Source organism: Mesorhizobium jarvisii (assembly GCF_003601985.1).
In the GTDB taxonomy this organism is placed as follows: domain Bacteria; phylum Pseudomonadota; class Alphaproteobacteria; order Rhizobiales; family Rhizobiaceae; genus Mesorhizobium; species Mesorhizobium jarvisii.
This window is the reverse complement of the sequence record NZ_QZXA01000007.1, coordinates 97,563-121,268: the sequence shown is the minus strand read 5'-3', so window position 1 is coordinate 121,268 and position 23,706 is coordinate 97,563. Positions and strand designations below refer to the sequence as shown.

The following is a 23,706-nucleotide window of genomic DNA, read 5'->3' as shown; positions in this document are numbered from 1 at the left end:
GGGACTCAGCGTTGCGCGTCGGTCGCCATCTTCAACGCCAGCGCCGTCAGCACGCCTCCCATCATCCAGCGCTGGATAACCAGCCACAATGGCCGTCCAGCAAGGAAGGTGGCGATCGAACCGGCCGTCACCGCGATGATGGCATTGACGGTCAGGCTGATCGAGATCTGCGTCGCACCCAGAACCAACAGCTGCGACAGCACATGGCCTTTGCCGATGCTGATGAATTGCGGCAGCAGCGACAGATAGAGAACGGCCACCTTGGGGTTGAGCAGATTGGTCATCAGCCCCATGGCGAACAGCTTGCGCGGCCTGTCCTTCGGCAGGTCTCGCACCTGGAACGGCGAACGTCCGCCCGGCTTCACCGCTTGCCAGGCAAGCCACAGCAGATAGAGCACGCCGGCAAAGCGCAGCGCGTCGTAGGCATAGGGCACGGCGAGCAGCAGCGCCGTGATGCCGAACGCCGCCGACAGCACATAGAACAGGAAGCCGACCGCGACCCCACCAAGCGAGATCAGTCCCGCCTTCGGCCCTTGCGACAGCGAGCGCGAGATCAGGTAGATCATGTTCGGGCCTGGCGTCAGCACCATGCCGAGGCAGACCAGCGCGAAGGCGATATGGTTGGCGGTATCGGGCATTGTTCGTCCCCAAGCACGCCCGCGATGCGATCCCGCGAGCCGCCAATATCTGCCTGTCACGGCAGGCGCCCGCAAGGGCTTGCCGGCACCAGGCGTTGCGCCAGAGGAGCGGTTACGGCATGTCGCTCCAAAGCGCCTCCGGTTTCGGGACAACGACATGCATAAGAAGGACCCAAAGCGCCGCTTCGACGCGGCGCGCCTTAGCCGACCACCCGCAGGTTCGACAGTTCGTTGCCGATTTCCTTGAAGTCGTTCGACAGGCTGGCGCCGGTCGCATTCCAGAACAGCTTCGCCGGTTTGCTCGGATCCGTCGGGTCCTTGCGGAAGCGCGAGTCCGATGAGCAGGATTTCAGCGCATTGATCGCCAGCTTGTCGCTGGCCTGGCTCGTCGATAGGTCGAGCGCCACCGTCATCACCATGATGTTGGCCGCCTTGGCGTTGTTGCAAAGCGTTGCCATCTGTTCGTTGAGTTCATTGGTGTAGTTGCCGTTCGAATAATCGAACTGACCGATGGCGCCCGATGTGCCCATGAACATGCGGCCGATCGAGGTGCCGTTGTAGCCGGGGTTGAGATAGCCGTAGGACGCGTAGGTCGATTTCGAGTTGGCGGGGTCCGAATAGCCAAGCGAGGACGGCGTGTAGTAGGTGTTGGCGCCGTCGGTCAGCACGATCACCACCTTGTCATTGCCTTTTTCCGTTTCCCGGCGCCCTTGCGTGAACGGTTCGCCGCTTGAGACCACCCGCCAGCCCCACGCCATGCCCTCGGGAACATTGGTGCCGCCATTCGGCTGCATCAGGTCGATCGCCGCCTTGATCGCGGTGGCCCCATCGGCGACGCTCACATCGGTCAGTGGTGTGATCGGATTGGTGGTGCAACTGTAGTTCGGGCCGTTGCCGGCGGGCAGCGCCGGCGCATCGATCGGCCGCGGCTGGAAATATTTGGCCATGTTTCGCTGCCGCGCTTGACCGGTGCTGCTCGTAGGATCGTCATTCCACCAGCTATTCACCGCGCCGTAGGTCACCGGGGCGGCCTCGTCGGGATCCTGCGTGAGCTTCCAGTGATTGCCGGGTTCGTCCGGAGCGAACATCGGCACGAACATCGTTGCAGGATCGCCGACGCCTGTGCCTGTGTTGGCCGAGCCGCCGGACGGCGATGCGTCGTTGACATTGTAGGGATAGGGCCGGGCCTCCACGCAGCCTTGCCAGCTGGCGAACGGACCGTAGGAATCGATGTAGTCATATTCGTCGTGGCTGCGTTTGCAGGTGTTGTTCGAATTGTATTCGTCGCAAACCACCCGCTTGCTGTTGACGACACGCTCGTGGTTGGTGACGACCTTCATGTCCCGGTAGAGTGAAAATCGGGTCAGCATCTGCCCTTCCTCGCTGCCCCAGCCAGTGCCGCGTTTGTACCAGATGCCGTTGGTCTGCTGGGCGTATTTGTTGGCCGCGTTCAGTGTCGACCAGTCGAAATTCTCGTTCGACACCGGCGACAGGCCCTCCGTGTCCATCCACGAAGCGTTGCCATTGGCGGGGCCGACATTGACCGAAGCGGCAAAGGGCACGAGGCCAAACTGCACCGGCTTGTCGACCTGCTTGATCATGACCGCCTGCTGGGCCAGCGTGTCGACCAGCTGCTTGGACGCGGTCTTGAGAAGATCGATGCGCTTCTGGCCTGAGCCCGTGCCGAGCGTGGTCATCGATCCGGAATTGTCGAGCACCAGAGCAACTTCCAGCGTGTTCTTCAGCCGCACCTGGGAAGTGACGTTGAAGTTGATCCTTTGATTCGCATCGGTTGCCGATTTGCCGACGAGCTGGGCGAAGGCAGGATAGAAATAAGGCTTGTAGGCAAGCTGCGCCGTCATCGTGAGCAGGCCGCCGCCGCTGGTGTTGCTGGGCAAGGTGACGTTGAGCGTCGCGCTGGCCGGATCGACATCGTTCAGGTTGGCGTTGAAGAAGTCTAGCGCATAGGCTTTCAACTGGTCGTCGGTCGCGCCTTCCGTCAGCCGGCGCGCCGTGGCGAAGTTGGCGGCGTCGAGCGCATTCGTCACCATCTGCTTTTCGCGGTTCATTTCCGTGAAGTCGACCGCGATCGCCAGGCCGCCCATCAGCGGTACCATCGCCACGACAGTCATAAGAGCATAGTTGCCGCGCCGGTCGCGGCCGAACTGACGCCAAAGTTCATGCATGACTTGCAGCGGCCCCCGCCGGCGGATTCTCGATTGACGCCAGCCTTCCACAAAACGCTGAAGGCCGGGTTTGGGAAACCGCTCTATTGCTTGGTCGACGCTTCACCAACCGCTAACCAATGCAAGCCTGCGGCCCCGATCCGGTCTAAGGCAAACGCCCTGTCGGGGCAGGGCGTTCGCAGTTTGGCGATCAGCTGACGATGCGCAGGTTGGACAGTTCATTGCCGATCGCCTTGAAATCGTCGGAGAGTGTCGCTCCGGTCGAATTCCAGAACAGTTTCATCGGCTTGCTCGGATCGGTCGGATCCTTGCTGAAGCGGGAATCCGACGAACAGGCTTTCAGCGCATCCATCTGTGTTTTTTCCGCCGTCTTGGTGGCATCGAGGTCGAGCGCAATGGTCATGACCATGATGTTGGCGGCCTTGGCGTTGCTGCACAGCGTGGTGAAGTACTCGTTCATCGCCTTGGTGTAGTTGGCGTTGGAATAGTCGGTCTTGCTGACGCTGTTGCTGGTGCCAAGGAACATCCGACCATAGGTGTAGGCGTTGCTGAAGGGTACGATGTAGCCGAGCGCCGAATAGATGGCCTTGCTGCCCGCCAGATCGTTGCCGCCATAGTTCCAGTTGGTTCCAGAGTAGCTCTGAGCCGTCACCGACGTTGGTGTGTAATAGGTGTTCGCACCATCGGTCAGGACGATCAGAACCTTGTCGTTGCCTCTTTCTGTCTCGGGTCTGCCTTCGGTGAACGGGGCAGTGCTGGAAAGGGTCCGCCAGCCCCAGGCCATGCCTTCCGGAACATTGGTGGCGCCGTCGGCGGCCATGGCGTCGATGGCCGCCTTGACTGTGTTCGCTCCGGTTGTCGTGGAAACGTCGGTCAGAGGCGTGATCGCGGTCGTGCTGCAACTCGTGTTGGGGCCGGCATCCATGCCGTAGGCTGGAGTAACCGTGGTGCCCGGGTCGGTAAAATATTTCGGCATGTAGCGCTGACGTACCGCGCTCGTGCCCGTCGACCCGTCGGCAAGCCAATTGTTGTTGGCGGGGCGAGGTGGGTTGTTGCTGTCGGTGAGATCGGTTTCATCGGGCGCGAACATGGGCACGAACAGCGTCGCTGGCGTCCCGGTCGCCCCCTCGGTGTCGTTGACATTGTAAGGATACGGTCGAGATTCGACGCAGCCGCCCCAGGAAGCGACGTTTCCATAGGTATAGTTGTAGCCGCTTTGCCAAGTCTTGCATGAGCCATTGGAGTAGGTGGCGGTGCATTTGAACTGCGCGACATAGGTGGCAGTGGCGGTGCGCTTCATCTGGTTGTAGATGGAGAAGCGGGTCAGGGGCAGGTCCTTCTGGGTTGCGTCCCAACCGCTGCCTTTGGCGTACCAGACGCCGGCGATGTTCTGGGCATACTTGGTGGACGAATAGGTCGAACTCATGCTCGCCCAGTCGAAATTCTCGTGATGGATCGGCGAAATCCCGGTGGTGTCCATCCAGGATGCCGAAGCGTTGCCCGGGCCGACATTGACCGATGCGGCGAAGGGAACGAGGCTGAACTGGACTGGGTTGGTGACCTGCTTCATCATCTGCGCCTGGCCAGCCAACTGGTCGACCAGCTGCTTCGCGGCATCCTTGAGAAGGTCGAAGCGTACCTTGTTTGATCCTTTGCCGAGTTCCGTCATCGAGCCGGAATTGTCGAGCACCAGCGACACTTCCAGCGTATTCTTCAGTCGGACTTCGGAGCATGCGCCGAAGCTGATGTCGCTGTTGGCGGCGCTGCCACCCACCAGCACTTTTGCAGTCGGCAGGAAGTAGGGCTTGTAGGTCAAGGTGCTGCAGAGCTTCAAGGTGCCGCCGCCTGCGTTGTTATTGGGCAGCGTTACGGCGAGCGTGGTGTTGGCTGGATCGATATGCGCGAGATTGGCTTCGAAGAAATTCTTGGCGTAGGCCTTGGCATCGGTGTCGCTGGCGCCGGCAACGATCTGCTGGGCAGTGGCGACGCCGGCCGCGTCCAGGGCGTTCAAGGCGTTTTGTCGCTGCCGCGTCATTTCCGTATAGTCGACGCCGATTGCCAGGCCACCCATGAGCGGTACCATGGCGACGACAGTCATGAGCGCGTAATTGCCACGCCGATCGCTTCCGAATCTCCGGATCATTGTTCCAAAATACCCCCGCCAAATCGATAATCGGTGGGGATCGTGTCATAAATCGTTAAATTTCACGTTGCCGTAATATGTCCAAGGTCGAGCCGCCCTTTCAACGCGCGTTAACCATATGCTGTCCAGTGGTGGCTTTGGGTGCCAACGGATAGCCCGATCGGGCGCACAGTTCGCCCTTCGCGTCGATCTCCGGGTGAAAGCTGATGACAGCACGGATCGGTTCGGATAATTCGAACCCGCTGCGGCGAACCGTCGGCCGCCGCACTCGCAACGCTCATATTGAAGGAAACGGCATGGCGGATTCGCCTGACATCGTCGGCTCGCTCGAAGACGTCTCAAAAGCCTATTCGGCAATTCTTTGCGATGTCTGGGGCGTGGTGCACAATGGCGAATGGCATTTCCCGGCGGCTGCGGTGGCGCTGGCCAGGGCAAGGGCAGCCGGCATTCCCGTTGTTCTCATCACCAATTCGCCCCGCCGCAGCGCCGATGTCGTGGCTCAGATGAGTATGATCGGCGTTCCGCGGTCGGCTTACGACCGTGTGGTGACCTCGGGCGACGTGACCCGCGACCTGATCGCGGAAGGCCCACGCAAGATCTTCCACATCGGCGCCGACCGCGATCTGACCCTCTACGACGGCCTCGATGTCGACCTGGTCGAGGAATTCGAGGCCGCCGGCGTCGTATGCACCGGCCTGTTCGATGACGAGGTCGAGAAGCCTGAGGATTATACCGATCTTCTGCGCCGGTTGCGTGCCAGGAACCTGCCATTCATCTGCGCCAATCCCGATATCATGGTGGAGCGTGGCGAACGCATCATCTGGTGCGCCGGCGCGCTGGCGCGCGACTATGCCCAGCTTGGCGGCCGCACGCTGATCGCCGGAAAGCCCTACGCGCCGATCTACGATCTTGCGATGAAGGAGGTGGCGGAGGTGCTTGGCCGGCCGGTCGAGCGCTCTCGGGTATTGGCCATCGGCGATGGGGTGATGACCGATGTGAAGGGGGCGGCCGACAATGGTTTCGACGTTCTCTATGTTTCCGGCGGCATCCATGCCCGCGACTATGGCGATGCATCCCGGCCGGATCCGGCCAAGCTCGGGCTCTTTCTGGAGCGGCACGGCTATCGTCCCGTGGCCGTCATGGTCAGACTGCAGTAGGTGGCAATGGTAGGCTTCCAGCATCTCACCGCGACCGCGCCGCTGCCTGCCGATCTGCGTGACGGCGTTGTCGCGATCGGCAATTTCGATGGCGTCCACCGTGGTCATCAGGCGGTGCTCGAACGGGCGCTGGCCGAGGCTGTGCGGCGCGAAGTGCCGGCCCTGGTGCTGAGCTTCGAACCGCACCCGCGAAAGGTCTTCAGACCCGACATGCCGCTGTTCGTGCTGACGCCGCCGCCGATGAAGGCGCGGCTCTTGTCCTTGCTGGGTTTTGCCGCGCTCGTCGAGCAGCCGTTCACGCGCGACTTCGCGGCGCTGTCGGCGGAAGCCTTCGTCACCGACGTACTGGAGAGGACGCTCGGCATCACCCACGCCGTGACCGGCTTCGATTTCCATTTCGGCAAGGACCGCCAGGGCGGACCGGCCTATCTGATGGCAGCCGGCGAGCGCCATGGCTTTGGCGTCACGCTCGTCGACGCTTTTCGCGACGAGGGCGCCGAGGTAGTTTCGTCGAGCCGGATCCGGGCCCTTCTCTGCGATGGCGAGGTAGTCGAGGCCGCCGGTCTGCTGGGTTATCGGTTCACGGTCGAGGCCGAAGTGATCGGCGGGCAGCAGCTCGGCCGCACGCTGGGCTTTCCCACCGCCAACATGAGGCTTTCACCGGAAGCGACTCTGAAGGAAGGGATTTATGCCGTCCGCTTCCGCCGCGCCGACGGTACGCTGCATGACGGCGTCGCCAGCTTCGGCCGCCGCCCGACCGTTGACGACAATGGCGCACCGCTTCTGGAAACCTTTGTCTTCGATTTTTCCGGCGATCTCTACGGCGAGACCTGCGAGGTCTCGTTCTTCGGCTTCCTGCGCAGCGAGATCAAATTCGACGGCCTCGATGCATTGGTGGTGCAGATGAGGCGCGATGAAGCCGAGGCCAGGGCGCTGCTTGCCGGCGTCAAGCCGCTTTCGCAGCTCGACGCGGCGATTGCCTTCTGACTTACTTTTTCAAGGCCAGGCCGACTGCGATGAAGGTCCAGCCCTGGAAGATCAGGTCGATCGCCAGGAACAGTCCGAGCACCCACAGGCTGTTGACCGGCCACCCCATGGCGATGATCAGGCCGGCAAGCACGCTGATGAGGCCTGCCGCGACGATCCAGCCCCAGCCCTGTTCCGGACGGTGGCTGTAGCCGACCCAGGCCCGCAGCGCGCCGGAAGCGACGAGCGCAACGGCCAGCAGGAAGGTCAGCACCGCCGAGGCCAGCAGCGGATTGTCGAAAGCGAAAAATCCGGCGACCGCATAAAGCAGCCCGCTGAGCAGCCAGTAGAAGAAGCGGCCCCAGGTCTTGACCCCGAAAGCATGCATGATCTCAATGATGCCGGCCACCAGCATCAGCCAGCCGACGACATAGACGGAAGCAACTGTGGCGATGAACAGATTGCCGAAAGCAATGCCGCCGAGGATCAGCAGCACCACGCCCAGACCAACAAACCACCCCCACTTTTCCCGCGTCTGGCCGATCGCGTTCTTCAGTGTATCGCCGTGCAAGGTCATGATCCATCTCCCTCCACATCTGGCCGCGCATCCTGCGGTTGAAGGAAGGTAATCCCAATGGCACTACCCGTCCAGCGCGGTGGCTATTGCAAAGGCGCGGCGAAGCTGGTGTCATCCCGCTTTGCATCAGGGAGGTATGACAATGAAGCGATCCCATGGGCTCGCCCTGTTTTCCTCAACTCTCGTCCTGTTCGCTGCCAGTGCGGCTTCCGCGTTCGCAGCGCAGCCCGGCGATCCGCCGGATGGCATCACCAAGATAGAAACGGTGGTCGTCATCTTCGCCGAGAACCGCGCCTTCGACAATCTCTATGGCCATTTTCCCGGTGCCGAAGGCATCGACAAAGCCAGCCAGGAAAGCCTGCAGCAGCGCGACCGTGACGGCTCGGTGCTGTCCGAACTGCCGCCGGTGTGGGACGGGCTGACCGCCAAGGGCGTCACGCCGCCGGTGACGCAGGCGATGACCGAGCACCTTCCAAACGCGCCGTTCACCGTGAACGACGCGAAGGGTTTCAACGTGCCGCTCAGCGTCACAACGCACGATCTCTGGCATCGCTACTACCAGAACCAGATGCAGATCAACGGCGGCAAGAACGACATGTTCGTTGCCTGGGCCGATTCAGGCGCCATGCCGATGAGCAACTGGGACGCCTCCAAGACCGACATGTGGGCGGTCGCGCAGAAATACGTGCTGGCCGATCATTTCTTCATGGGTGGGTTCGGCGGCTCGTTTTTCAACCACCAATGGCTGATCTGCGCTTGCGCGCCTTACTACGCCGATGCCGACAAGAGCCCGGCCAAACCGTCGATTTCGGTGACGGATGATAACGGCACTGCGCTGAAGATCGCCGACAATTCACCGAAATCGGCGCGCGACGGCATTCCGAAATTTGTCTCCGATGGCAATCTGACGCCGGACTTCCACGCGGTGAACACGATGCAGCCGCCTTACCAACCGAGCGGCACCGATCCGGCGCCTGGCGGCGATCCGCTCCTTGCGGATCCGGCCAAGCCCACCACGCTGCCGCCCCAGACGGAGCCGACCATCGGCGACATGCTTAGCCTAAAGCACATCACCTGGGCATGGTATTCGGGCGCCTGGCAGTACACGCTCGACCATGGCAACAAGTCGCCGGTTCCGAATTTCCAGTACCACCACCAACCGTTCAACTATTATGCCAATTACGCGCCGGGTACCGAAGCTAGGCGCGAACATTTGCGCGACGGTGGGCTGGGCGGCGTTAGCTTCATCCAGGCGATCGACGACGGCGCCCTGCCACAGGTCTCCTTCTACAAGCCGCAGGGCAATCTCAACGAGCATTCCGGCTATGCCGACATCGAGGCCGGAGATCGCCATATCGCCGACGTCGTCGCCCATCTGGAGAAAAGCCCGCAATGGCCGCATATGCTGGTCGTCGTCACCTATGACGAGAATGGCGGCATCTGGGATCACGTCCCTCCGCCCAAGGGCGACCGCTGGGGGCCGGGCACACGCGTCCCCGCCATCATCGTTTCGCCCTTTGCCAAGCACGGCTATGTCGATCAGTCGCCCTATGACACGACTTCGATCCTGCGCTTCATCACCGAGCGCTTCGAACTGCCGGTGCTGCACGGCATCGTGGTTCGCGACAGGGCCGTCGCCGCGCATGGCGAACCGCCGCTCGGCGATCTTACCGCCGGGCTCGACCTCAAGTGAAGGCCCGTGTCCGTAGGAAAACGATGAACGCTGACGGAATCGTCGCCCTTGTCACCGCTGCCGGCATCGAGCTTACCGACCGCCGCCGTAACGCCGAGGGCGACGGCTGGTCGCTAAGCTTTGCCAACGGTGCAACGGTGGAGGTGGGTGACGACGGATCGGCCCGCATTGCCGGCAAGGGCAGCAAGGCCGTGAGAGGGCTGCTGGACCTGCCGCCCGCGCCGCGCCGCGTCTGATCCGGTGCGGCCGGACACACGGTTGGCCGACGCAACTGTTACGGATGTTAAGTCAAATTTTACCGAACTGGCGCCATGGCTTGAGCGATGCCGGGTGTTTGTTCCGGCGTGTTTCGCGTATGGGGTATCGATGCGTATTGTCCGGGCGATTCCGCTGCTTCTGACCGCCTCTTTGCTGGGCGCTTCCGCCGCCGAGGCCGGCGACGGCCCCTTCGGCTGGGTGTCCGGCGACTGGTATCTGACGCTTGGCGCCACGGGCATGGTCGCGCCGAATTTCGAGGGCGGCAAGAAATACATGCTCAGCGCCCAGCCCATTATCTCCCTGGGCAAGGCCGGTCCCCAGGCTCGCTTCACCTCGCGCAACGACAATATTTCGCTGGCGCTGGTCGATGATGGCGGGGTCCGCGCCGGCCTGACCGGCAAGTTCCTGTTTTCGCGCAGCAGCGACGACGAACTCGAGGGACTCGATCCGGTGCGCTGGGGCGGCGAAGTCGGCGGCTTCTTCGAATTCTATCCGACGGACTGGATGCGTGCGCGCGCCGAATTGCGTCATGGCATCCGTGCCCATAACGGCTTTGTCGCCGATATCGCCGCCGACGCCTTCTACGATGTGACGCCAACGGTCAGGATTTCGGGCGGCCCGCGCGTGTCCTTTGCTTCGGCGAACTATTTCGACGCCTATTATGGCGTCAACGCGCAGGAAGCCGTGGCCTCGGGCCTGAGCCAGTATAATCCCGGTGGCGGCCTGAAATCCGTCGGCCTGGGCGGCGCGGTGACCTGGAAGGTAACCGATCCGATGACAGCCAGCCTGTTCGGCGAATATTCGCGCCTGGAGGGGCCGGCAGCCGATTCCAGCCTGGTCAGGGAGCGCGGCGACCGCAACCAGTTCATGGTCGGTGTGTCGACCACCTATCGCTTCGACTTCAAGATGTAGGCGAATCGAACGAGACGCTTTATTCCTGCGTCCATCTCCGCTAAAAGCCACGCCATGATGAGCTTTTCGCGCCTTTTCGCGATCGCGATACGAATTACTGGCCCGGTGTTCCAGGTGGCCTGAGCGCCGCCGGAACCGCCGGGAGTTTCGCGCGCGCCCTCGCGCTTTTTCAGAACATCGACGCATATCGCCCAAAAGTGGGTCCGGTTTTGGGAACGATGTGCGTCAATCAAAGACTTCAACGCCCGGCTTTGTGCCGACGGGCTACGCAGATGGCAGATCAATGACCGACACTGTTGAAACGATCGACTATTCCAAGACGCTTTATTTGCCGCAGACGGATTTCCCGATGCGCGCCGGCCTGCCTGAGAAGGAGCCGGTGCTGGTCAAGCGCTGGCAGGACATGGACCTCTACGCCAAGCTGCGTGAGAGTGCCGCCGGCCGCACGAAATATGTGCTGCATGACGGCCCGCCCTACGCCAACGGCAATATCCACATCGGCCATGCGCTGAACAAGATCCTAAAGGACGTCATCACCCGCTCTTTCCAGATGCGCGGCTATGATTCGAACTACGTGCCTGGCTGGGACTGCCACGGCCTGCCGATCGAGTGGAAGATAGAGGAGCAGTACCGCGCCAAGGGCAAGAACAAGGACGAGGTGCCGGTCAACGAATTCCGCAAGGAATGCCGCGAGTTCGCCGCGCACTGGATCACGGTGCAGGGTGGCGAGTTCCAGCGGCTTGGCGTCATCGGCGACTTCAAGAATCCCTATACGACGATGGCTTTCCATGCCGAGGCGCGCATCGCCGGCGAACTGTTGAAATTCGCCCTGTCGGGCCAGCTCTATCGCGGCTCGAAGCCGGTGATGTGGAGCGTCGTCGAGCGCACCGCATTGGCCGAAGCCGAGGTCGAGTATCAGGACTATGAGTCAGACACGATCTGGGCGAAGTTTCCGGTGGCCAATCTTGTCGTCGCCAATGTCGTGGACGGGCAGCCGGCGGAGCTCAATCCAGACCTGAGCGGACGGTCGCTGGATCTGCTGGACGCCCATGTCGTCATCTGGACCACGACGCCCTGGACCATCCCGGGCAACCGCGCCGTCAGCTATTCGCCGCGCGTCGCCTACGGGCTCTATGAGGTGACGGCGGCCGAGAATGCCTTTGGCCCGCAGCCGGGTGAGAAGCTGATCTTCGCCGACGCGCTGGCCGAGGAAAGCCAGGCCAAGGCCAAGGTCACCTTGAAGCGCCTTCACGATGTCAGCGCCGAACAGCTTGGAAATCTTGTGCTTTCACACCCGTTCAAGGGTCTCGGCGGCGGTTACGAGTTCCCGGTGCCGATGGTTGCGGGCGATCATGTGACCGACGATGCCGGCACCGGCTTCGTCCACACCGCGCCTGGCCATGGGCGCGAGGATTTTGACGCCTGGATGGACGCCGCACCCCAACTGCGCACTCGTGGCATCGACACCGTGATCCCCTTTACTGTCGACGATGCCGGCTTCTTCACCAGGGACGCGCCAGGCTTCGGCCCGGATCGCGAGGGCGGGGCCGCGCGTGTCATCGACGACAATGGCAAGAAGGGCAACGCCAACCAGGCCGTGATCGACGAGCTGATCAAGCGCAACGCGCTCTTCGCGCGCGGCCGCCTGAAGCACAGCTACCCGCATTCCTGGCGGTCGAAGAAGCCGGTGATTTTCCGCAACACGCCGCAATGGTTCGTCTACATGGACAAGGACCTCGGCGACGGCACGACACTGCGCAGCCGCGCCTTGAAGGCCATCGACGACACGCGCTTCGTGCCGGCTGCGGGCCAGAACCGCATCCGCGCCATGATCGAGGAGCGCCCCGACTGGGTGCTGTCGCGCCAGCGCGCCTGGGGCGTGCCGATCGCCGTCTTCGCCGATGAGGACGGCAACGTTCTGAAGGACGCGGCGGTCAACCAGCGCATCATGGACGCCTTCGAGGAAGAGGGCGCCGACGCCTGGTTCGCCGCCGGCGCCAAGGAACGCTTCCTCGGTAATCACGATGCGTCCAAATGGAAGCAGGTGATGGACATCCTCGACGTCTGGTTCGATTCGGGCTCGACGCATGTTTTCACGCTGGAGGATCGCCCTGACCTGAAATGGCCGGCCGACGTCTATCTCGAAGGGTCCGACCAGCATCGCGGCTGGTTCCACTCTTCGCTGCTCGAAAGCTGCGGCACCAGGGGCAGGGCGCCTTATGACACCGTCGTCACCCATGGCTTCACCATGGACGAGGACGGACGCAAGATGTCGAAATCGCTCGGCAACACGGTGGTGCCGCAGGACGTCATCAAGCAGTCGGGCGCCGACATATTGCGCCTATGGGTGGTGACGACGGATTATTGGGAAGACCAGCGGCTCGGCAAGAACGTGCTGCAGACCAATATCGACGCCTACCGCAAGCTGCGCAACACCATTCGCTGGATGCTGGGCACGCTCGCCCATGACGATGGCGAGACCGTGCCGCTGGAAGCGATGCCGGAGCTTGAGCGGCTGATGCTGCATCGGCTGGCCGAACTCGACGAGGTGGTGCGCCAGGGCTACGACGCCTTCGAGTTCAAGCGCATCACCCGCGCGCTCATCGATTTCATGGTGGTCGAGCTGTCGGCCTTCTATTTCGACATCCGCAAGGACGCGCTCTACTGCGACGGACCGTCAAGCGTGAAGCGCAAGGCCTCGGTGCAGGTGGTGCGCAATCTTTTCGACTGCCTGGTGAAATGGCTGGCGCCGATGCTGCCCTTCACCATGGAAGAGGCCTGGCTCGACCGTCATCCCGATGCCGTTTCGGTGCATCTCGACCAGTTCCCGGAAATTCCGGCGGATTGGAAGAATGAGGCGCTGGCGGAAAAGTGGCGCAAGGTGCGGCAGGTGCGCCGCGTCGTCACCGGCGCGCTCGAGATCGCGCGTGCCCAGAAGGTGATCGGCTCCTCACTGGAAGCGGTGCCGGTCGTCACCATCAACGACGCAGCGCTCGAAGCGGCGATATCGGACATCGACATGGCCGAGATGGCGATCACCAGCGATCTCGTCATTGCCCATGGCCAGGCGCCGGAAGGCGCCTTCACCCTCGACGATGTCAAGGGCGTCGCCGTGGTGGTCGAGAAAGCCGAGGACCGCGGCCTGGTCAAATGCGCGCGTTCCTGGCGCTACACGGCCGATGTCGGGCAGGATCCTGCCTTTCCCGATGTCTCCGCGCGTGATGCCGCCGTGCTGCATGAGATGAAGGCGCTCGGCCGGCTCTAGGTGCATGTCGCCCGAAACTTTGCCGCGCGATCAATAGTGCACAAATGCCACGCCGGGCGGTGCAAATCCGCCCGTGCGTTGCCCTTAACGAGCGGTTGAGGTAAACACGCGAAACTCCGGAAGACAAATTGTCGCCGGATTTCCGTCGCAAGTGCTTGGACGATGGGGACCGGTCACAAGACTGGTGGCGATCGAGAGGCTGTCTAGAGTGGGACTTTTTGGCATGACCGAGAGATATAAGGCGCGCCTTGCGCTGCTGGCGCCGCTTGTCGCATCGGGCCTCGCTCTATCCGGCTGCATGGGTTCTCCGACCTATGGCACCGACAAGACCGCTGCCGAACAGCTGGCCGGCGATCTCACCGGCGCCGTTTCCTTCGCGCCGAAGCGCAAGGATCCGATCGACTACAAGCCACGCCCCACCTTGGTGAAGCCCGCTCCCGGACAGAAGGAAGCGCTGCCTGCGCCTCAGGAAAGCATCGAGACGGCAAGCGCCGAATGGCCCGAATCGCCCGAGCAGCGCCGCGCGCGCCTGCGCGCCGACGCCACCGCCCACCAGAATGATCCGAACTATCAGGCTGAGATCGTCGACGATGTGCAGACCGATCCGGCCTCGGTCAAGAAGGCGATGGCGGATTCAGGCTCCAGCCACCCGCCGGCCTGGACACCCGCTGATTCCGACAAGGGCCGCGCCGCCGAGATCCAGCGTCGTCTTGCCGCGAGCAAGCAGGGCGACCCCAATACCCGCAGATATCTGAGCGAGCCGCCATTGGCCTATCGTGTCGCGGCCGGCACCGCGCCGCAGAACGAACTCGGCGAGGACGAATACAAGAAGGAACGCCGCCTGAAGAAAGAGGCGGAAGGCAAGAAGTCCGGCTGGTTCGACTGGTTGCCGTCCCTGTAAGAGCAATTCCAGGAAAAGTGTGAAGCGGTTTTCCCGGGAAAAGCGCGTAGCGCTTTCACTACGGAGTTGCGTCAAGACAAAGAGCCTGAGAACGGCCACGCTGCCCTTTCGGGCGGAACGGCGCGGTTCAGTCGCGACGTTCCTTGAAAAAATCCTTTAGCAGCAGGGCAGCCTCGGTCTCGCCCATACCCGGATAGATGTCGGGCGTGTGGTGGCAGGTCGGCGAGGCGAAGAAGCGCACGCCATTGACCACCGCACCGCCCTTTTCGTCGGCGGCGCCGAAGTAGAGACGGCGTAGCCTGGCGAAGGCGATTGCGCCGGCGCACATGGCACAAGGTTCCAGCGTCACATAGAGATCGTGGCCGGTGAGCCGCTCGCTTGAGAGTTTGCCGCAGGCTTCGCGGATGACCAGCATCTCGGCATGCGCAGTCGGGTCGGCAAGCTCGCGGGTGCGGTTGCCGGCTTTTGCAACGACGGTGCTGCCGTTGGCGACGACGGCGCCGACCGGCACTTCGCCGCGCAAGGCTGCCGCTTCGGCCTCCTCAAGCGCCAGCGCCATGAAATCCGGCCGCTTCACGCGGTTTCCATTCCGATTATCTCCTCGCCACTCCTGGCTTTTGGTTTTCGTTTGTCTTCCCGGGAAAACCGGTTCCCACTTTTCCCTGACAAACTCCCGCGATCCTGTTATGGAGCGCATCAACCCGAAAATCGGACTCGATTTTCGGAAAAGATCATGCGCCAAATCAAAGTGCTACAGCGTTCGTTGCGCGCCCGAAAGGATGCGCCACGCTGTAGCAGCGCAAACGGACAAAGGCCACATGGACGACAACGACAAGAAATCTCCGCGCCAAAAAGGCCCGGGCAAGAAACCTGCGGCTCCGCGAGGCGACAGGAAGCCATCCTTCGGCGCCAAGAAACCCTATGCGCCGCGCGGCGATCGGCCGATGGCCGCCGAGGGCGAACGGCCGAAGCGCGACTTCAAGGGCGGCGACAAGCCATTCAGCAAAGGCCCACGTAAGCCTTACGCACCGCGTGGCGATCGACCGACGGCGGCTGAGGGCGAGCGCAAGCCCTACGAGAAGCGCGAAGGACCGCGCAAACCCTATGCGCCGCGCGGCGACCGTCCGACGGCGGCCGAAGGCGAACGCAAGCCCTATGAAAAGCGCGAAGGATCGCGCAAACCCTATGCGCCGCGCGGCGACCGGCCCATGGCGGCTGAGGGCGAGCGCAAGCCGTATGAGAAGCGCGAAGGCCCGCGCAAACCCTATGCGCCGCGCGGCGACCGTCCCATGGCGGCTGAAGGCGAGCGCAAGCCCTACGAGAAGCGCGAAGGGCCGCGCAAGCCATATGCGCCGCGCGGCGATCGTCCGGTTGCCGCATCGGCGGAGGGCGGCGAAAAGCGTTTCGACCGTCCCAAGCGTGATTTCGGCGATCGCCCGAAGCGTGACTTTGCCGACCGCCCCAAGCGCGACTTTGGCGGTGACCGCCCCAAGCGTGATTTCAGCGATCGGCCCCAAGGGGCATCGGCCGGCTTCAAGCCGCGCCCGCGTCCCGCGGAGGCTACGGAAGAGGCCGGCGAGCGCATCGCCAAGCGGCTGGCACGCGCTGGACTTGCTTCGCGCCGCGACGCCGAGGAATTGATCGCCGCCGGCCGCGTCAAGGTCAACGGCCGCGCTCTGACTTCGCCGGCCTTCAATGTGATGCCTGGCGATATCATCCATCTCGACGGCATGGAGATCCCGCCGATCGAACGCACGCGCCTGTTCCTGTTCCACAAGCCGGCCGGCGTCGTCACCACCAACCGTGACCCCGAAGGCCGCAAGACCGTTTTCGACGTGCTGCCGGCCGAATTGCCGCGGCTGATGACCATTGGCCGCCTCGACATCAACACCGAAGGCCTGCTGCTGCTGACCAATGATGGCGGCCTGTCGCGCGTGCTCGAACTGCCGGCCACAGGCTGGCTGCGCCGCTACCGCGTGCGCGTCCACGGCAAGGTCGAGGAAAGCGCGCTTGCCGGTCTGCGCGAAGGCATTGCCGTCGATGGCGTCTTCTACGGTGCCATCGAAGCCAGCCTCGACCGCGAGCAGGGCTCCAATGCCTGGCTGACGATCGGCCTGCGCGAAGGCAAGAACCGCGAAGTGAAGAACATCCTCGGCGCGCTCGGTCTCGACGTGACTCGGCTGATCCGCATTTCCTATGGGCCGTTCCAGCTCGAGGATCTTCCCGAGGGCCATGTGCTGGAGATCAAGGGCCGCGTGCTGCGCGACCAGCTTGGCGAGCGCCTGGTGGAGGAGTCCGGCGCCAATTTCGACGCAGAGATAGCAAAACCGTTCTCCAACAAGCCGGTGCGGCGCACTGAAGTTCGCGAGCCGGAACCCGAGCGGCCGAAATTCACGCGCGACGGCGAGCGCCGGCCGATCGGCGAGGGCGGGTTGATCAAGAACCGCAAGCGCCGCGAAGGCAGCCGCGACGAGGCGCTCGGCAAGCTGTCGACCAGTCCCGACAGAGGCGAGAGGCCGGAAAAGAGCTTTGGCGAACGCGGGTCCCGGCCCGAACGCGGCGGCTTTGGCGACAAGCCACGTGGCAGTTTCGGCGACAAACCGCGCGGTGGCTTCGGCGACAAGCCTCGTGGCGGTTTTGGCGGCAAGAAATCCGAGCGCGAGCAGCGGCCGATAGAGCCGCCCGGCCAGCGCAAGGCCAATGTCTGGATGGCGCCAGGGGCCCGGCCGATCGGCAAGGGCAGGGCGGAAGCCGACGCCGCCAAGGCGGCGGAGGCCAAGGCGCGCAAGGCCTCGTTCAAGCCGTCCTATGGCAAGCCCGCTGGCAAACCAGGCGGCGCAAAGCCGTTCGGCAAGCCGCGTGGCGAGCGTCCGGCTGGCGGTGAACGGCCGCGTGGCGGTCCCAAGGGTCCCCGCACAAGATGAGGATCGTCGGCGGTGAGTTTCGTGGGCGTCCGCTGGCGACGCCCCGCGGCAGCGCCATCCGTCCGACGACCGACCGCACCCGCGAGGCCGTCTTCAACGTGCTGGCGCATCGCTTTGCCGAACAGCTGGACGGCGCGCGCGTACTGGACCTGTTCGCCGGCACCGGGGCGCTTGGTCTGGAAGCGCTGTCGCGCGGCGCATCCTATGGCGTCTTCATCGAGGAATCGGCCGAAGGCCGCGGCCTGATCCGCGACAATGTCGAGGCCTTCGGCCTGACCGGACGCACCAAGATCTTTCGCCGCGACGCCACCGGCCTTGGCGAGGCGGGCACGCTGGCGCCGTTCGGCCTGGTCTTCGCCGACCCGCCATACGGCAAGGGGCTGGGCGAGCGCGCGCTGCAGTCTGCCAGAGCCGGCGGCTGGCTGCGCCCCGGCGCGCTCTGCGTGGTCGAGGAGACGGCGGCGGCTCCCTTCGAACCGGGTCCCGGCTTTTCGGTACTGGACGAGCGCAACTATGGCGAGACCATCATCCGCTTCATCGAGGCTGCGTGACACGCCTGCATCGAGCGGTGGCCTCTTTGCCGCCGCCTTTGCCGGCAACAACAAATCACTTTGCTTGTCGCCAGCACCTTGCCTATCGTCTTGAAGAAAAAACCGGAGCCATTGATGACATCCAGGGCTGAATGGCTGCGGACGACACTGCTGGCAACCTCGCTGGCCTTCACGCTCACCGGCCCCGTGCTGGCCGACAGCAGCGCGTCGCCCGACAAGACGCCGGCCGAATTCAAGGTGACGGATTTCCTGCTCGATAACGGCATGGAGGTGGTCGTCATTCCCGACCATCGCGCGCCGATCGTCACCCATATGGTCTGGTACAAGATCGGCAGCGCCGACGAGCCGCCCGGCAAATCCGGCATCGCCCATTTCTTCGAGCATCTGATGTTCAAGGCGACGAAAAATCACGCCTCCGGCGAGTTCGACCGCGCCGTCTCCGACATTGGCGGCTCCAACAACGCCTTCACCTCCTACGACTACACCGCTTTCCACGAGACGGTGGCGCCCTCGGCGCTTGAGCAGATGATGGGTTTCGAGGCCGACCGCATGCGCAACCTCATCCTCACCGACGACGTCATCAAGACCGAGCGCGACGTCATCCTGGAAGAGCGCCGCTCGCGCATCGACAACAATCCGCAGGCGGTGCTCGACGAGGAAGTCGATGCCACGCTGTGGCAGAACCAGCCCTATCGCATTCCGGTCATCGGCTGGATGCAGGAGATGGAGCAGCTCAACCGCACCGACGCCGTCGCTTTCTATGACAAATACTACCGGCCCAACAACGCCGTCCTGATCGTGGCCGGCGATGTCGAGCCGGAGACGGTCAAGGCGTTGGCCGAAAAGACCTATGGCAAGGTGGCGCGCGGGCCGGACCTTCCGCCGCGCATCCGCCCGGTCGAGCCGGAGCAAAACACCAAGCGCACGGTCACGCTCACCGACGCCCGCGTCAGCGTGCCGAGTTTCTCGACGCAATGGGTGGTGCCGTCCTACCACACCGCCAAGCCGGGCGAGGCCGAGGCGCTCGACCTCTTGGCCGAGATCCTCGGCGGCGGCAACCGCAGCCGGCTCTACCAGGCGCTGGTGGTCAAGCAAGGCATCGCTTCCAATGCGGGCGCGTATTTCCAGGGCACCATGCTCGACGACACCAATTTCACCGTCTATGGCGCGCCGCGCGGCGACGCCAAGCTGGCCGACGTCGAGGCCGCGGTCGATGCGGAGGTGGCGCGCATCGCCAGCGGCGGCGTCACGCCGGATGAGCTGGAAAAGGCCAAGGACCGCTATATCAGGTCGATGGTCTTTGCCCGCGACAAGCAGGACTCCATGGCCGAAATCTATGGCTCGACGCTGGCCACCGGCGGCAACGTGCAGGATGTTCAGCAATGGCCGGACCGCATCCGCAAGGTCACTGCGGACGAGGTCAAGGCCGTCGCCGCGCGCTATCTGGTGCTGGCCCGCTCGACATCAGGCTATCTCTTGCCGCAGCAACAGGCGGGGAATTGATGATGAACTCGACACATATGCGCGAGGCGGTGACGGCGCCTTCCCTTCTCCCCTTGTGGGAGAAGGTGGATCGGCGCGCAGCGCCGAGACGGATGAGGGGTGCGTGCCGGATCGCCGTCCTTGCCAAGCTGGAACACCCCTCATCTGACCTCGCTTCGCGAGGCCACCTTCTCCCACAAGGGGAGAAGGGAAGACCGCGCGTGGCCACCGCCCTCGCAACCCTCTTCCTTTCCATCTTCTTCCTGATCCTGCCCGCGCTTGCCGCGCGCGCGATGGATATCCAGCAGGTCACCTCCCCAAAAGGCATCACCGCATGGCTGGTTGAGGACTATTCCGTACCGATCGTCGCCGTCCGTTTCGTCTTCGGCGGCGGCTCGACGCAGGATCCGGTGGGCAAGGAGGGCTTGGCCAATCTGATGACCGGCCTGTTCGACGAGGGCGCCGGATCCCTCGATTCGGAAGCCTTCCAGGTCAGGCTCGACGATGCCGGCGCCGAGATGAGCTTCGAGGAGACCCGCGACGGCGTCTATGGCTCCATGCGCATGCTGGCCGAGCAGCGCGACGAGGCCTTCGACCTGTTGCGGCTGGCGGTCAACGAGCCGCGCTTCGACCAAGCGCCGATCGACCGCATCCGCGCCCAGATCCTGTCCGGCATCATCGCCAACGAGAATGATCCCGACACGGTGGCGCAGAACAAATGGGCGCGCGCCGTCTATGGCGACCATCCCTATTCGCGCTCCGACCAAGGCACCAAGCAGAGCATCGCCGCCATCACCAAGGACGATCTGAAGGCCCTGCACAAGGCGGTGTTCGCGCGCGGCGGCCTGCATGTCGCCGTGGTCGGCGCCATCGATGCCGAGACGCTGAAGAAGAAGCTGGACATGGTGTTCGGCGATCTGCCGAAGGACCAGGCGCTCGCCCCGGTCTCCGATGTCGAGCCGAAGCTGGCGCAGCGCGTCGAGGTCAATTACGACCTGCCGCAGACCTCGCTGCAGCTCGCCTGGCCGGGCGTGAAGCGCAAGTCGGCCGATTTCTTCCCCGCCGTGCTGATGAACGAGATCCTGGGCGGCGGCACCTTCACCTCGCGCCTGTTCGAGGAGGTGCGCGAAAAGCGCGGGCTGGCCTACAGCGTCAATTCCTCGCTGGTCAACCAGGACCATGCCAACGCGCTGATCGTCACCACCGGCACGCGTTCGGACCGCGCGTCCGAGACGCTCGGCATCGTGCGCGACGTCGCCAGGCAGTTGGCTGAGGAAGGCCCGACCGAAGCTGAACTGGCGGCGACCAAGAAATATCTCATCGGCGCCTATGCCATCACCAATCTGGACTCTTCGAGTTCCATCGCCGCGACGCTGGTCGAATTGCAGCTCGACGATCTCGGCATCGACTACATGCAGCGTCGCGCCGGCTACATCAACGCGGTGACCCTCGACCAGGTCAAGGCGGCGGCGAAAAAGCTGCTGACGGCCGACCCGACCATCATGGTGGTCGGGCCGCCGCTGGCCGGAGCCGGCAAGGGATGAGCCCGACATTCGGCATAGCCTTCGGCGGCGGCGGCGCGCGCGGCCTGGCGCATATCCATGTCATCGAGGCGCTGGACGAGCTCGGCATCAAGCCGGTGGCGATCGCCGGCTCGTCGATCGGCGCCATCATGGGCGCCGGCATGGCCGCGGGCATGACCGGCAAAGAGATCCACGACTATGCCCGCTCGATACTCGGCCGCCGCGCCGAAGTGGCGAGCCGCATGTGGCGCGCGCGGCCAGGCACCATCGCGGAGGCCATGCAGAATGGCATCCGGGTCAGCCAGTTCAATGTCGAGCGTATCCTCAAGGCATTCCTGCCCGAGGCCATTCCCGAAACTTTCGCCGAACTGAAAATCCCGCTGAAGGTGACCGCGACCGACTATTTCGGCCACAAGCTCGCCGTGTTCGACGAAGGCGACCTGCATTCCGCGCTTGCAGCCTCTGCCGCCATTCCCGCCGTGTTCCGCCCGGTGACGCGCGACGGCAGGCTGCTGATCGACGGCGGCATCTACAACCCCGTGCCCTTCGATCTCATCGAGAACGACGCCGACATCATCATCGGCGTCGACGTGGTCGGTGCGCCGGAAGAGGCCGACCGCAAGCACCCCACCTCCGTCGACCTGATGTTCGGCGCCACGCAGCTGATGATGCAGTCGATTATCGCCAACAAGCTGAAACAGTGCCGCCCCGACATTCTGGTCCGCCCGGCGGTGTCGAAATACCGCGTGCTGGATTTCCTGAAGATCGATGCGCTGATGAACGAGACGGCTGACATCAAGGATCAGCTGAAGCGCGAGGTGGAGCGGGTGGTGGAGGCGCGCAATGGCGCCGCCGCCATCAAGGGGAGGCGAGGGAAGAAGGCCGGGTGAGTGGTGAGGCCGGCTAAGACTTCGCCGGCGCATACTCCAACGCAACAACGCCGTTGCTGAACGGCGCGGCCAAGATCAGCTCGAGCGGCACTTGTTCGCCCGGCGGGAACAGCGGCTTGCCCTGGCCGACGGCGCCGGGATAGCTGAGCAGCCTGACGCGGTCGACCAGCCCGTGGCGCAGCAATTCCTGCGCGACGCTGAGGCTGCCATGCACATAGATGTTGCCGCCGCTGCCTTGCTTCAGCGTCCTCACCGCTTCCGGTAACGAGCCTGTGAGCAATTCGGCCGGTTTCCAGTCGAGCGCCTTCAAACTCGTGGAGGCGACGTATTTCGGCAGCGCGTTGAACCGGTCGGCAAAATCCCCGGTTTCCTTGGGCCATGAACCGGCAAAGATCTCATAGGTCGTGCGCCCCAGAAGCATGGCGCCGCTGTCGGCAAGTTCATCCTCCTTGAACCTGTTCATCTCGTCATTCCAGGTAACGCCAGGCAATTTCTCGACCTCGGCAATGCCGTCGACGCTGATGAATTCGGTGACGATGAGTTTTCTCATGGCGTTCTCCTCTTCGCCCAAAGGACGAACCACATGGGGCGTTTGCTACAGGCTCTGAAAAAATCGGGGTGGTTTGTCGGTGAAGGTGTTTCTCTGGTCTAAACGAGAGTCCAAAGTCGAATTTTGGTGATACATCTCAGCGGATATCCCCAAAGCTACAGGAAGATCATGGGATTCGGGGTCTTCATCCATCGCTCAGATTCGATCTACGATGACAGCCCTGCTGAGCGATATCAGTTCCCCAGCCAGTATCTACGCCGTGTGGAAGCATGCGTCGGCGATTGGATCATCTACTATGAACCTAGCAAAGTAGACGATACCCGTGGCTATTTCGCCCTCGCCAAAGTCCAACAGGTTATCCCTGATCCTGTGGCGTCCGGCATGTATCTCGCGCTGATTGAGCCGGGATCATACCTCGATTTTGCCGATCCCGTCCCATTCAACGGGATGGACGGGCTAGTTGAGCGAGGTTTGCTTAACGAACAAGGACGGATTTCTGGTCGCGCTCAATCGGCCGTCCGGCCGATCAGTCCGAGCGACTTCAACCGCATCCTCGATCTCGGCGTTGACACCCGCGAGCCGTTGCTGCCACGCGTCGATGAAATCGGCATTTCATCCGGGTTTCAGGATGAAGAAGCGCCATTCCAGTTCGAGCACAGCCGCGACCGCATAAGCTACATTGGATCGCGAATCGTGCGAGACCGCATTTTCCGTCGCATCGTCTTGCGCGCTTATGATGAGCGCTGCGCGATCACGGGACTGAAGTTGATAAATGGCGGTGGTCGGGCAGAAGTTGCCGCGGCACATATTCGACCCGTCGAAGCGAACGGGCCCGATGTCGTCAACAATGGGCTCGCATTATCAGGTACTGCGCATTGGATGTTCGATCGCGGATTGATCAGCCTCTCCGACGATCTGGAAATCCTGATCTCGCGGCAGGTCAATGACCTCGAGAGCGTGCAAGGGTTCGTCAACAAGACCCGCCGTGCGCTTCCGCCTCGCCGGCCGCTCGAACGCCCGCATCCTCATTTCTTGCAATGGCACCGCGAGCATTGCTTCAAGCAGTAGTGCTTCGCTGACGCGCCGAGTA

Annotated in this window: 19 protein-coding genes; 13 read left to right on the top strand and 6 right to left on the bottom strand. The window is 63.1% G+C overall.

Translation table 11 applies throughout. The annotated features are described in order from the left end of the window. Positions 1 to 5 precede the first annotated feature (5 nt). The 3 genes from D3242_RS18730 to D3242_RS18720 form a co-directional block, all read right to left on the bottom strand. Positions 6 to 638 (bottom strand): LysE family translocator, encoded by a 633-nt coding sequence (locus D3242_RS18730; RefSeq protein ID WP_032929773.1) that lies wholly within the window; start codon positions 636 to 638, stop codon positions 6 to 8. 200 nt (positions 639 to 838) lie between these two features. Beyond that, on the bottom strand, positions 839 to 2,824 hold the full coding sequence (locus D3242_RS18725; protein ID WP_171880393.1) for a TadE/TadG family type IV pilus assembly protein: 1,986 nt from the start codon (positions 2,822 to 2,824) through the stop codon (positions 839 to 841). A gap of 190 nt (positions 2,825 to 3,014) precedes the next feature. Next, the gene (locus D3242_RS18720; protein WP_064984837.1) at positions 3,015 to 4,967 is read right to left on the bottom strand and encodes a TadE/TadG family type IV pilus assembly protein; all 1,953 of its coding nucleotides are present in this window, start codon (positions 4,965 to 4,967) and stop codon (positions 3,015 to 3,017) included. A gap of 296 nt (positions 4,968 to 5,263) precedes the next feature. On the opposite strand from D3242_RS18720, the gene D3242_RS18715 reads away from it, so the two are divergent. After that, complete coding sequence (locus tag D3242_RS18715) at positions 5,264 to 6,124, top strand: TIGR01459 family HAD-type hydrolase (protein WP_064985076.1); 861 nt, start codon at positions 5,264 to 5,266, stop codon at positions 6,122 to 6,124. A gap of 6 nt (positions 6,125 to 6,130) precedes the next feature. Continuing rightward, positions 6,131 to 7,111, top strand: a complete 981-nt coding sequence (locus tag D3242_RS18710) for a bifunctional riboflavin kinase/FAD synthetase (protein WP_064984836.1) — start codon at positions 6,131 to 6,133, stop codon at positions 7,109 to 7,111. A gap of 1 nt (position 7,112) precedes the next feature. Here the strand turns inward: D3242_RS18710 and D3242_RS18705 are convergent, their stop codons facing one another. Beyond that, positions 7,113 to 7,667, bottom strand: a complete 555-nt coding sequence (locus tag D3242_RS18705; protein WP_019857473.1) for an HdeD family acid-resistance protein — start codon at positions 7,665 to 7,667, stop codon at positions 7,113 to 7,115. A gap of 136 nt (positions 7,668 to 7,803) precedes the next feature. Between D3242_RS18705 and D3242_RS18700 the strand changes: the two genes are divergently transcribed. The 5 genes from D3242_RS18700 to D3242_RS18680 all read left to right on the top strand — a co-directional run bounded on the left by D3242_RS18700 (position 7,804) and on the right by D3242_RS18680 (position 14,696). Further along, positions 7,804 to 9,360 (top strand): acid phosphatase, encoded by a 1,557-nt coding sequence (locus tag D3242_RS18700; protein ID WP_196774190.1) that lies wholly within the window; start codon positions 7,804 to 7,806, stop codon positions 9,358 to 9,360. Between the two features lie 23 nt (positions 9,361 to 9,383). Next, positions 9,384 to 9,596: a hypothetical protein gene (locus tag D3242_RS18695; RefSeq protein WP_064984832.1), complete on the top strand. Its 213-nt coding sequence runs from the start codon at positions 9,384 to 9,386 to the stop codon at positions 9,594 to 9,596. A 130-nt stretch (positions 9,597 to 9,726) separates the two neighbouring features. Next, positions 9,727 to 10,530, top strand: a complete 804-nt coding sequence (locus D3242_RS18690) for a MipA/OmpV family protein (protein WP_064984830.1) — start codon at positions 9,727 to 9,729, stop codon at positions 10,528 to 10,530. A gap of 283 nt (positions 10,531 to 10,813) precedes the next feature. Next, a complete protein-coding gene (gene ileS, locus D3242_RS18685) occupies positions 10,814 to 13,795 on the top strand; it encodes an isoleucine--tRNA ligase (RefSeq protein WP_081296136.1) in 2,982 nt (993 codons plus the stop codon). Between the two features lie 223 nt (positions 13,796 to 14,018). Continuing rightward, positions 14,019 to 14,696 carry a metal ABC transporter substrate-binding protein gene (locus D3242_RS18680; protein WP_027046714.1) on the top strand — a complete coding sequence of 226 codons (678 nt, stop codon included), beginning with the start codon at positions 14,019 to 14,021 and terminating at the stop codon, positions 14,694 to 14,696. A 127-nt stretch (positions 14,697 to 14,823) separates the two neighbouring features. Here D3242_RS18680 and D3242_RS18675 read toward each other — a convergent pair whose 3' ends face one another. Then, on the bottom strand, positions 14,824 to 15,273 hold the full coding sequence (locus D3242_RS18675; protein ID WP_019857481.1) for a nucleoside deaminase: 450 nt from the start codon (positions 15,271 to 15,273) through the stop codon (positions 14,824 to 14,826). Between the two features lie 241 nt (positions 15,274 to 15,514). Here D3242_RS18675 and D3242_RS18670 point away from each other — a divergent pair, with 241 nt between their 5' ends. The 5 genes from D3242_RS18670 to D3242_RS18650 all read left to right on the top strand — a co-directional run bounded on the left by D3242_RS18670 (position 15,515) and on the right by D3242_RS18650 (position 22,066). After that, entirely contained in the window at positions 15,515 to 17,620 is a 2,106-nt protein-coding gene (locus D3242_RS18670) for a pseudouridine synthase (RefSeq protein ID WP_064985075.1), read from the top strand. Next, positions 17,617 to 18,171 (top strand): 16S rRNA (guanine(966)-N(2))-methyltransferase RsmD, encoded by a 555-nt coding sequence (gene rsmD / locus D3242_RS18665; protein WP_064984827.1) that lies wholly within the window; start codon positions 17,617 to 17,619, stop codon positions 18,169 to 18,171. The genes D3242_RS18670 and rsmD overlap by 4 nt, the downstream gene beginning before the upstream one ends. A gap of 114 nt (positions 18,172 to 18,285) precedes the next feature. After that, positions 18,286 to 19,674 carry a M16 family metallopeptidase gene (locus D3242_RS18660; protein ID WP_019857484.1) on the top strand — a complete coding sequence of 463 codons (1,389 nt, stop codon included), beginning with the start codon at positions 18,286 to 18,288 and terminating at the stop codon, positions 19,672 to 19,674. A 200-nt stretch (positions 19,675 to 19,874) separates the two neighbouring features. Then, positions 19,875 to 21,197 (top strand): M16 family metallopeptidase, encoded by a 1,323-nt coding sequence (locus tag D3242_RS18655; RefSeq protein ID WP_064984824.1) that lies wholly within the window; start codon positions 19,875 to 19,877, stop codon positions 21,195 to 21,197. Continuing rightward, on the top strand, positions 21,194 to 22,066 hold the full coding sequence (locus D3242_RS18650; protein ID WP_038646126.1) for a patatin-like phospholipase family protein: 873 nt from the start codon (positions 21,194 to 21,196) through the stop codon (positions 22,064 to 22,066). The genes D3242_RS18655 and D3242_RS18650 overlap by 4 nt, the downstream gene beginning before the upstream one ends. A 13-nt stretch (positions 22,067 to 22,079) precedes the next feature. Here D3242_RS18650 and D3242_RS18645 read toward each other — a convergent pair whose 3' ends face one another. Next, positions 22,080 to 22,616 carry a dihydrofolate reductase family protein gene (locus D3242_RS18645; RefSeq protein WP_064985073.1) on the bottom strand — a complete coding sequence of 179 codons (537 nt, stop codon included), beginning with the start codon at positions 22,614 to 22,616 and terminating at the stop codon, positions 22,080 to 22,082. A 168-nt stretch (positions 22,617 to 22,784) separates the two neighbouring features. On the opposite strand from D3242_RS18645, the gene D3242_RS18640 reads away from it, so the two are divergent. Further along, positions 22,785 to 23,684, top strand: coding sequence for an HNH endonuclease (locus D3242_RS18640; RefSeq protein ID WP_064984823.1), 900 nt, complete (start codon positions 22,785 to 22,787; stop codon positions 23,682 to 23,684). Positions 23,685 to 23,706 lie beyond the last annotated feature (22 nt).

Excerpts from the sequence above, each read along its gene's own strand:
- D3242_RS18690 (WP_064984830.1), top strand. The coding sequence starts at position 9,727 with ATGCGTATTGTCCGGGCGATTCCGCTGCTTCTGACCGCCTCTTTGCTG.
- D3242_RS18695 (WP_064984832.1), top strand. The coding sequence starts at position 9,384 with ATGAACGCTGACGGAATCGTCGCCCTTGTCACCGCTGCCGGCATCGAG.
- D3242_RS18730 (WP_032929773.1), bottom strand. The coding sequence starts at position 638 with ATGCCCGATACCGCCAACCATATCGCCTTCGCGCTGGTCTGCCTCGGC.
- D3242_RS18700 (WP_196774190.1), top strand. The coding sequence starts at position 7,804 with ATGACAATGAAGCGATCCCATGGGCTCGCCCTGTTTTCCTCAACTCTC.
- rsmD (WP_064984827.1), top strand. The coding sequence starts at position 17,617 with ATGAGGATCGTCGGCGGTGAGTTTCGTGGGCGTCCGCTGGCGACGCCC.
- ileS (WP_081296136.1), top strand. The coding sequence starts at position 10,814 with ATGACCGACACTGTTGAAACGATCGACTATTCCAAGACGCTTTATTTG.
- D3242_RS18680 (WP_027046714.1), top strand. The coding sequence starts at position 14,019 with ATGACCGAGAGATATAAGGCGCGCCTTGCGCTGCTGGCGCCGCTTGTC.
- D3242_RS18670 (WP_064985075.1), top strand. The coding sequence starts at position 15,515 with ATGGACGACAACGACAAGAAATCTCCGCGCCAAAAAGGCCCGGGCAAG.
- D3242_RS18660 (WP_019857484.1), top strand. The coding sequence starts at position 18,286 with ATGACATCCAGGGCTGAATGGCTGCGGACGACACTGCTGGCAACCTCG.
- D3242_RS18705 (WP_019857473.1), bottom strand. The coding sequence starts at position 7,667 with ATGACCTTGCACGGCGATACACTGAAGAACGCGATCGGCCAGACGCGG.
- D3242_RS18640 (WP_064984823.1), top strand. The coding sequence starts at position 22,785 with ATGGGATTCGGGGTCTTCATCCATCGCTCAGATTCGATCTACGATGAC.
- D3242_RS18650 (WP_038646126.1), top strand. The coding sequence starts at position 21,194 with ATGAGCCCGACATTCGGCATAGCCTTCGGCGGCGGCGGCGCGCGCGGC.
- D3242_RS18715 (WP_064985076.1), top strand. The coding sequence starts at position 5,264 with ATGGCGGATTCGCCTGACATCGTCGGCTCGCTCGAAGACGTCTCAAAA.
- D3242_RS18720 (WP_064984837.1), bottom strand. The coding sequence starts at position 4,967 with ATGATCCGGAGATTCGGAAGCGATCGGCGTGGCAATTACGCGCTCATG.
- D3242_RS18645 (WP_064985073.1), bottom strand. The coding sequence starts at position 22,616 with ATGAGAAAACTCATCGTCACCGAATTCATCAGCGTCGACGGCATTGCC.
- D3242_RS18710 (WP_064984836.1), top strand. The coding sequence starts at position 6,131 with ATGGTAGGCTTCCAGCATCTCACCGCGACCGCGCCGCTGCCTGCCGAT.
- D3242_RS18725 (WP_171880393.1), bottom strand. The coding sequence starts at position 2,824 with ATGCATGAACTTTGGCGTCAGTTCGGCCGCGACCGGCGCGGCAACTAT.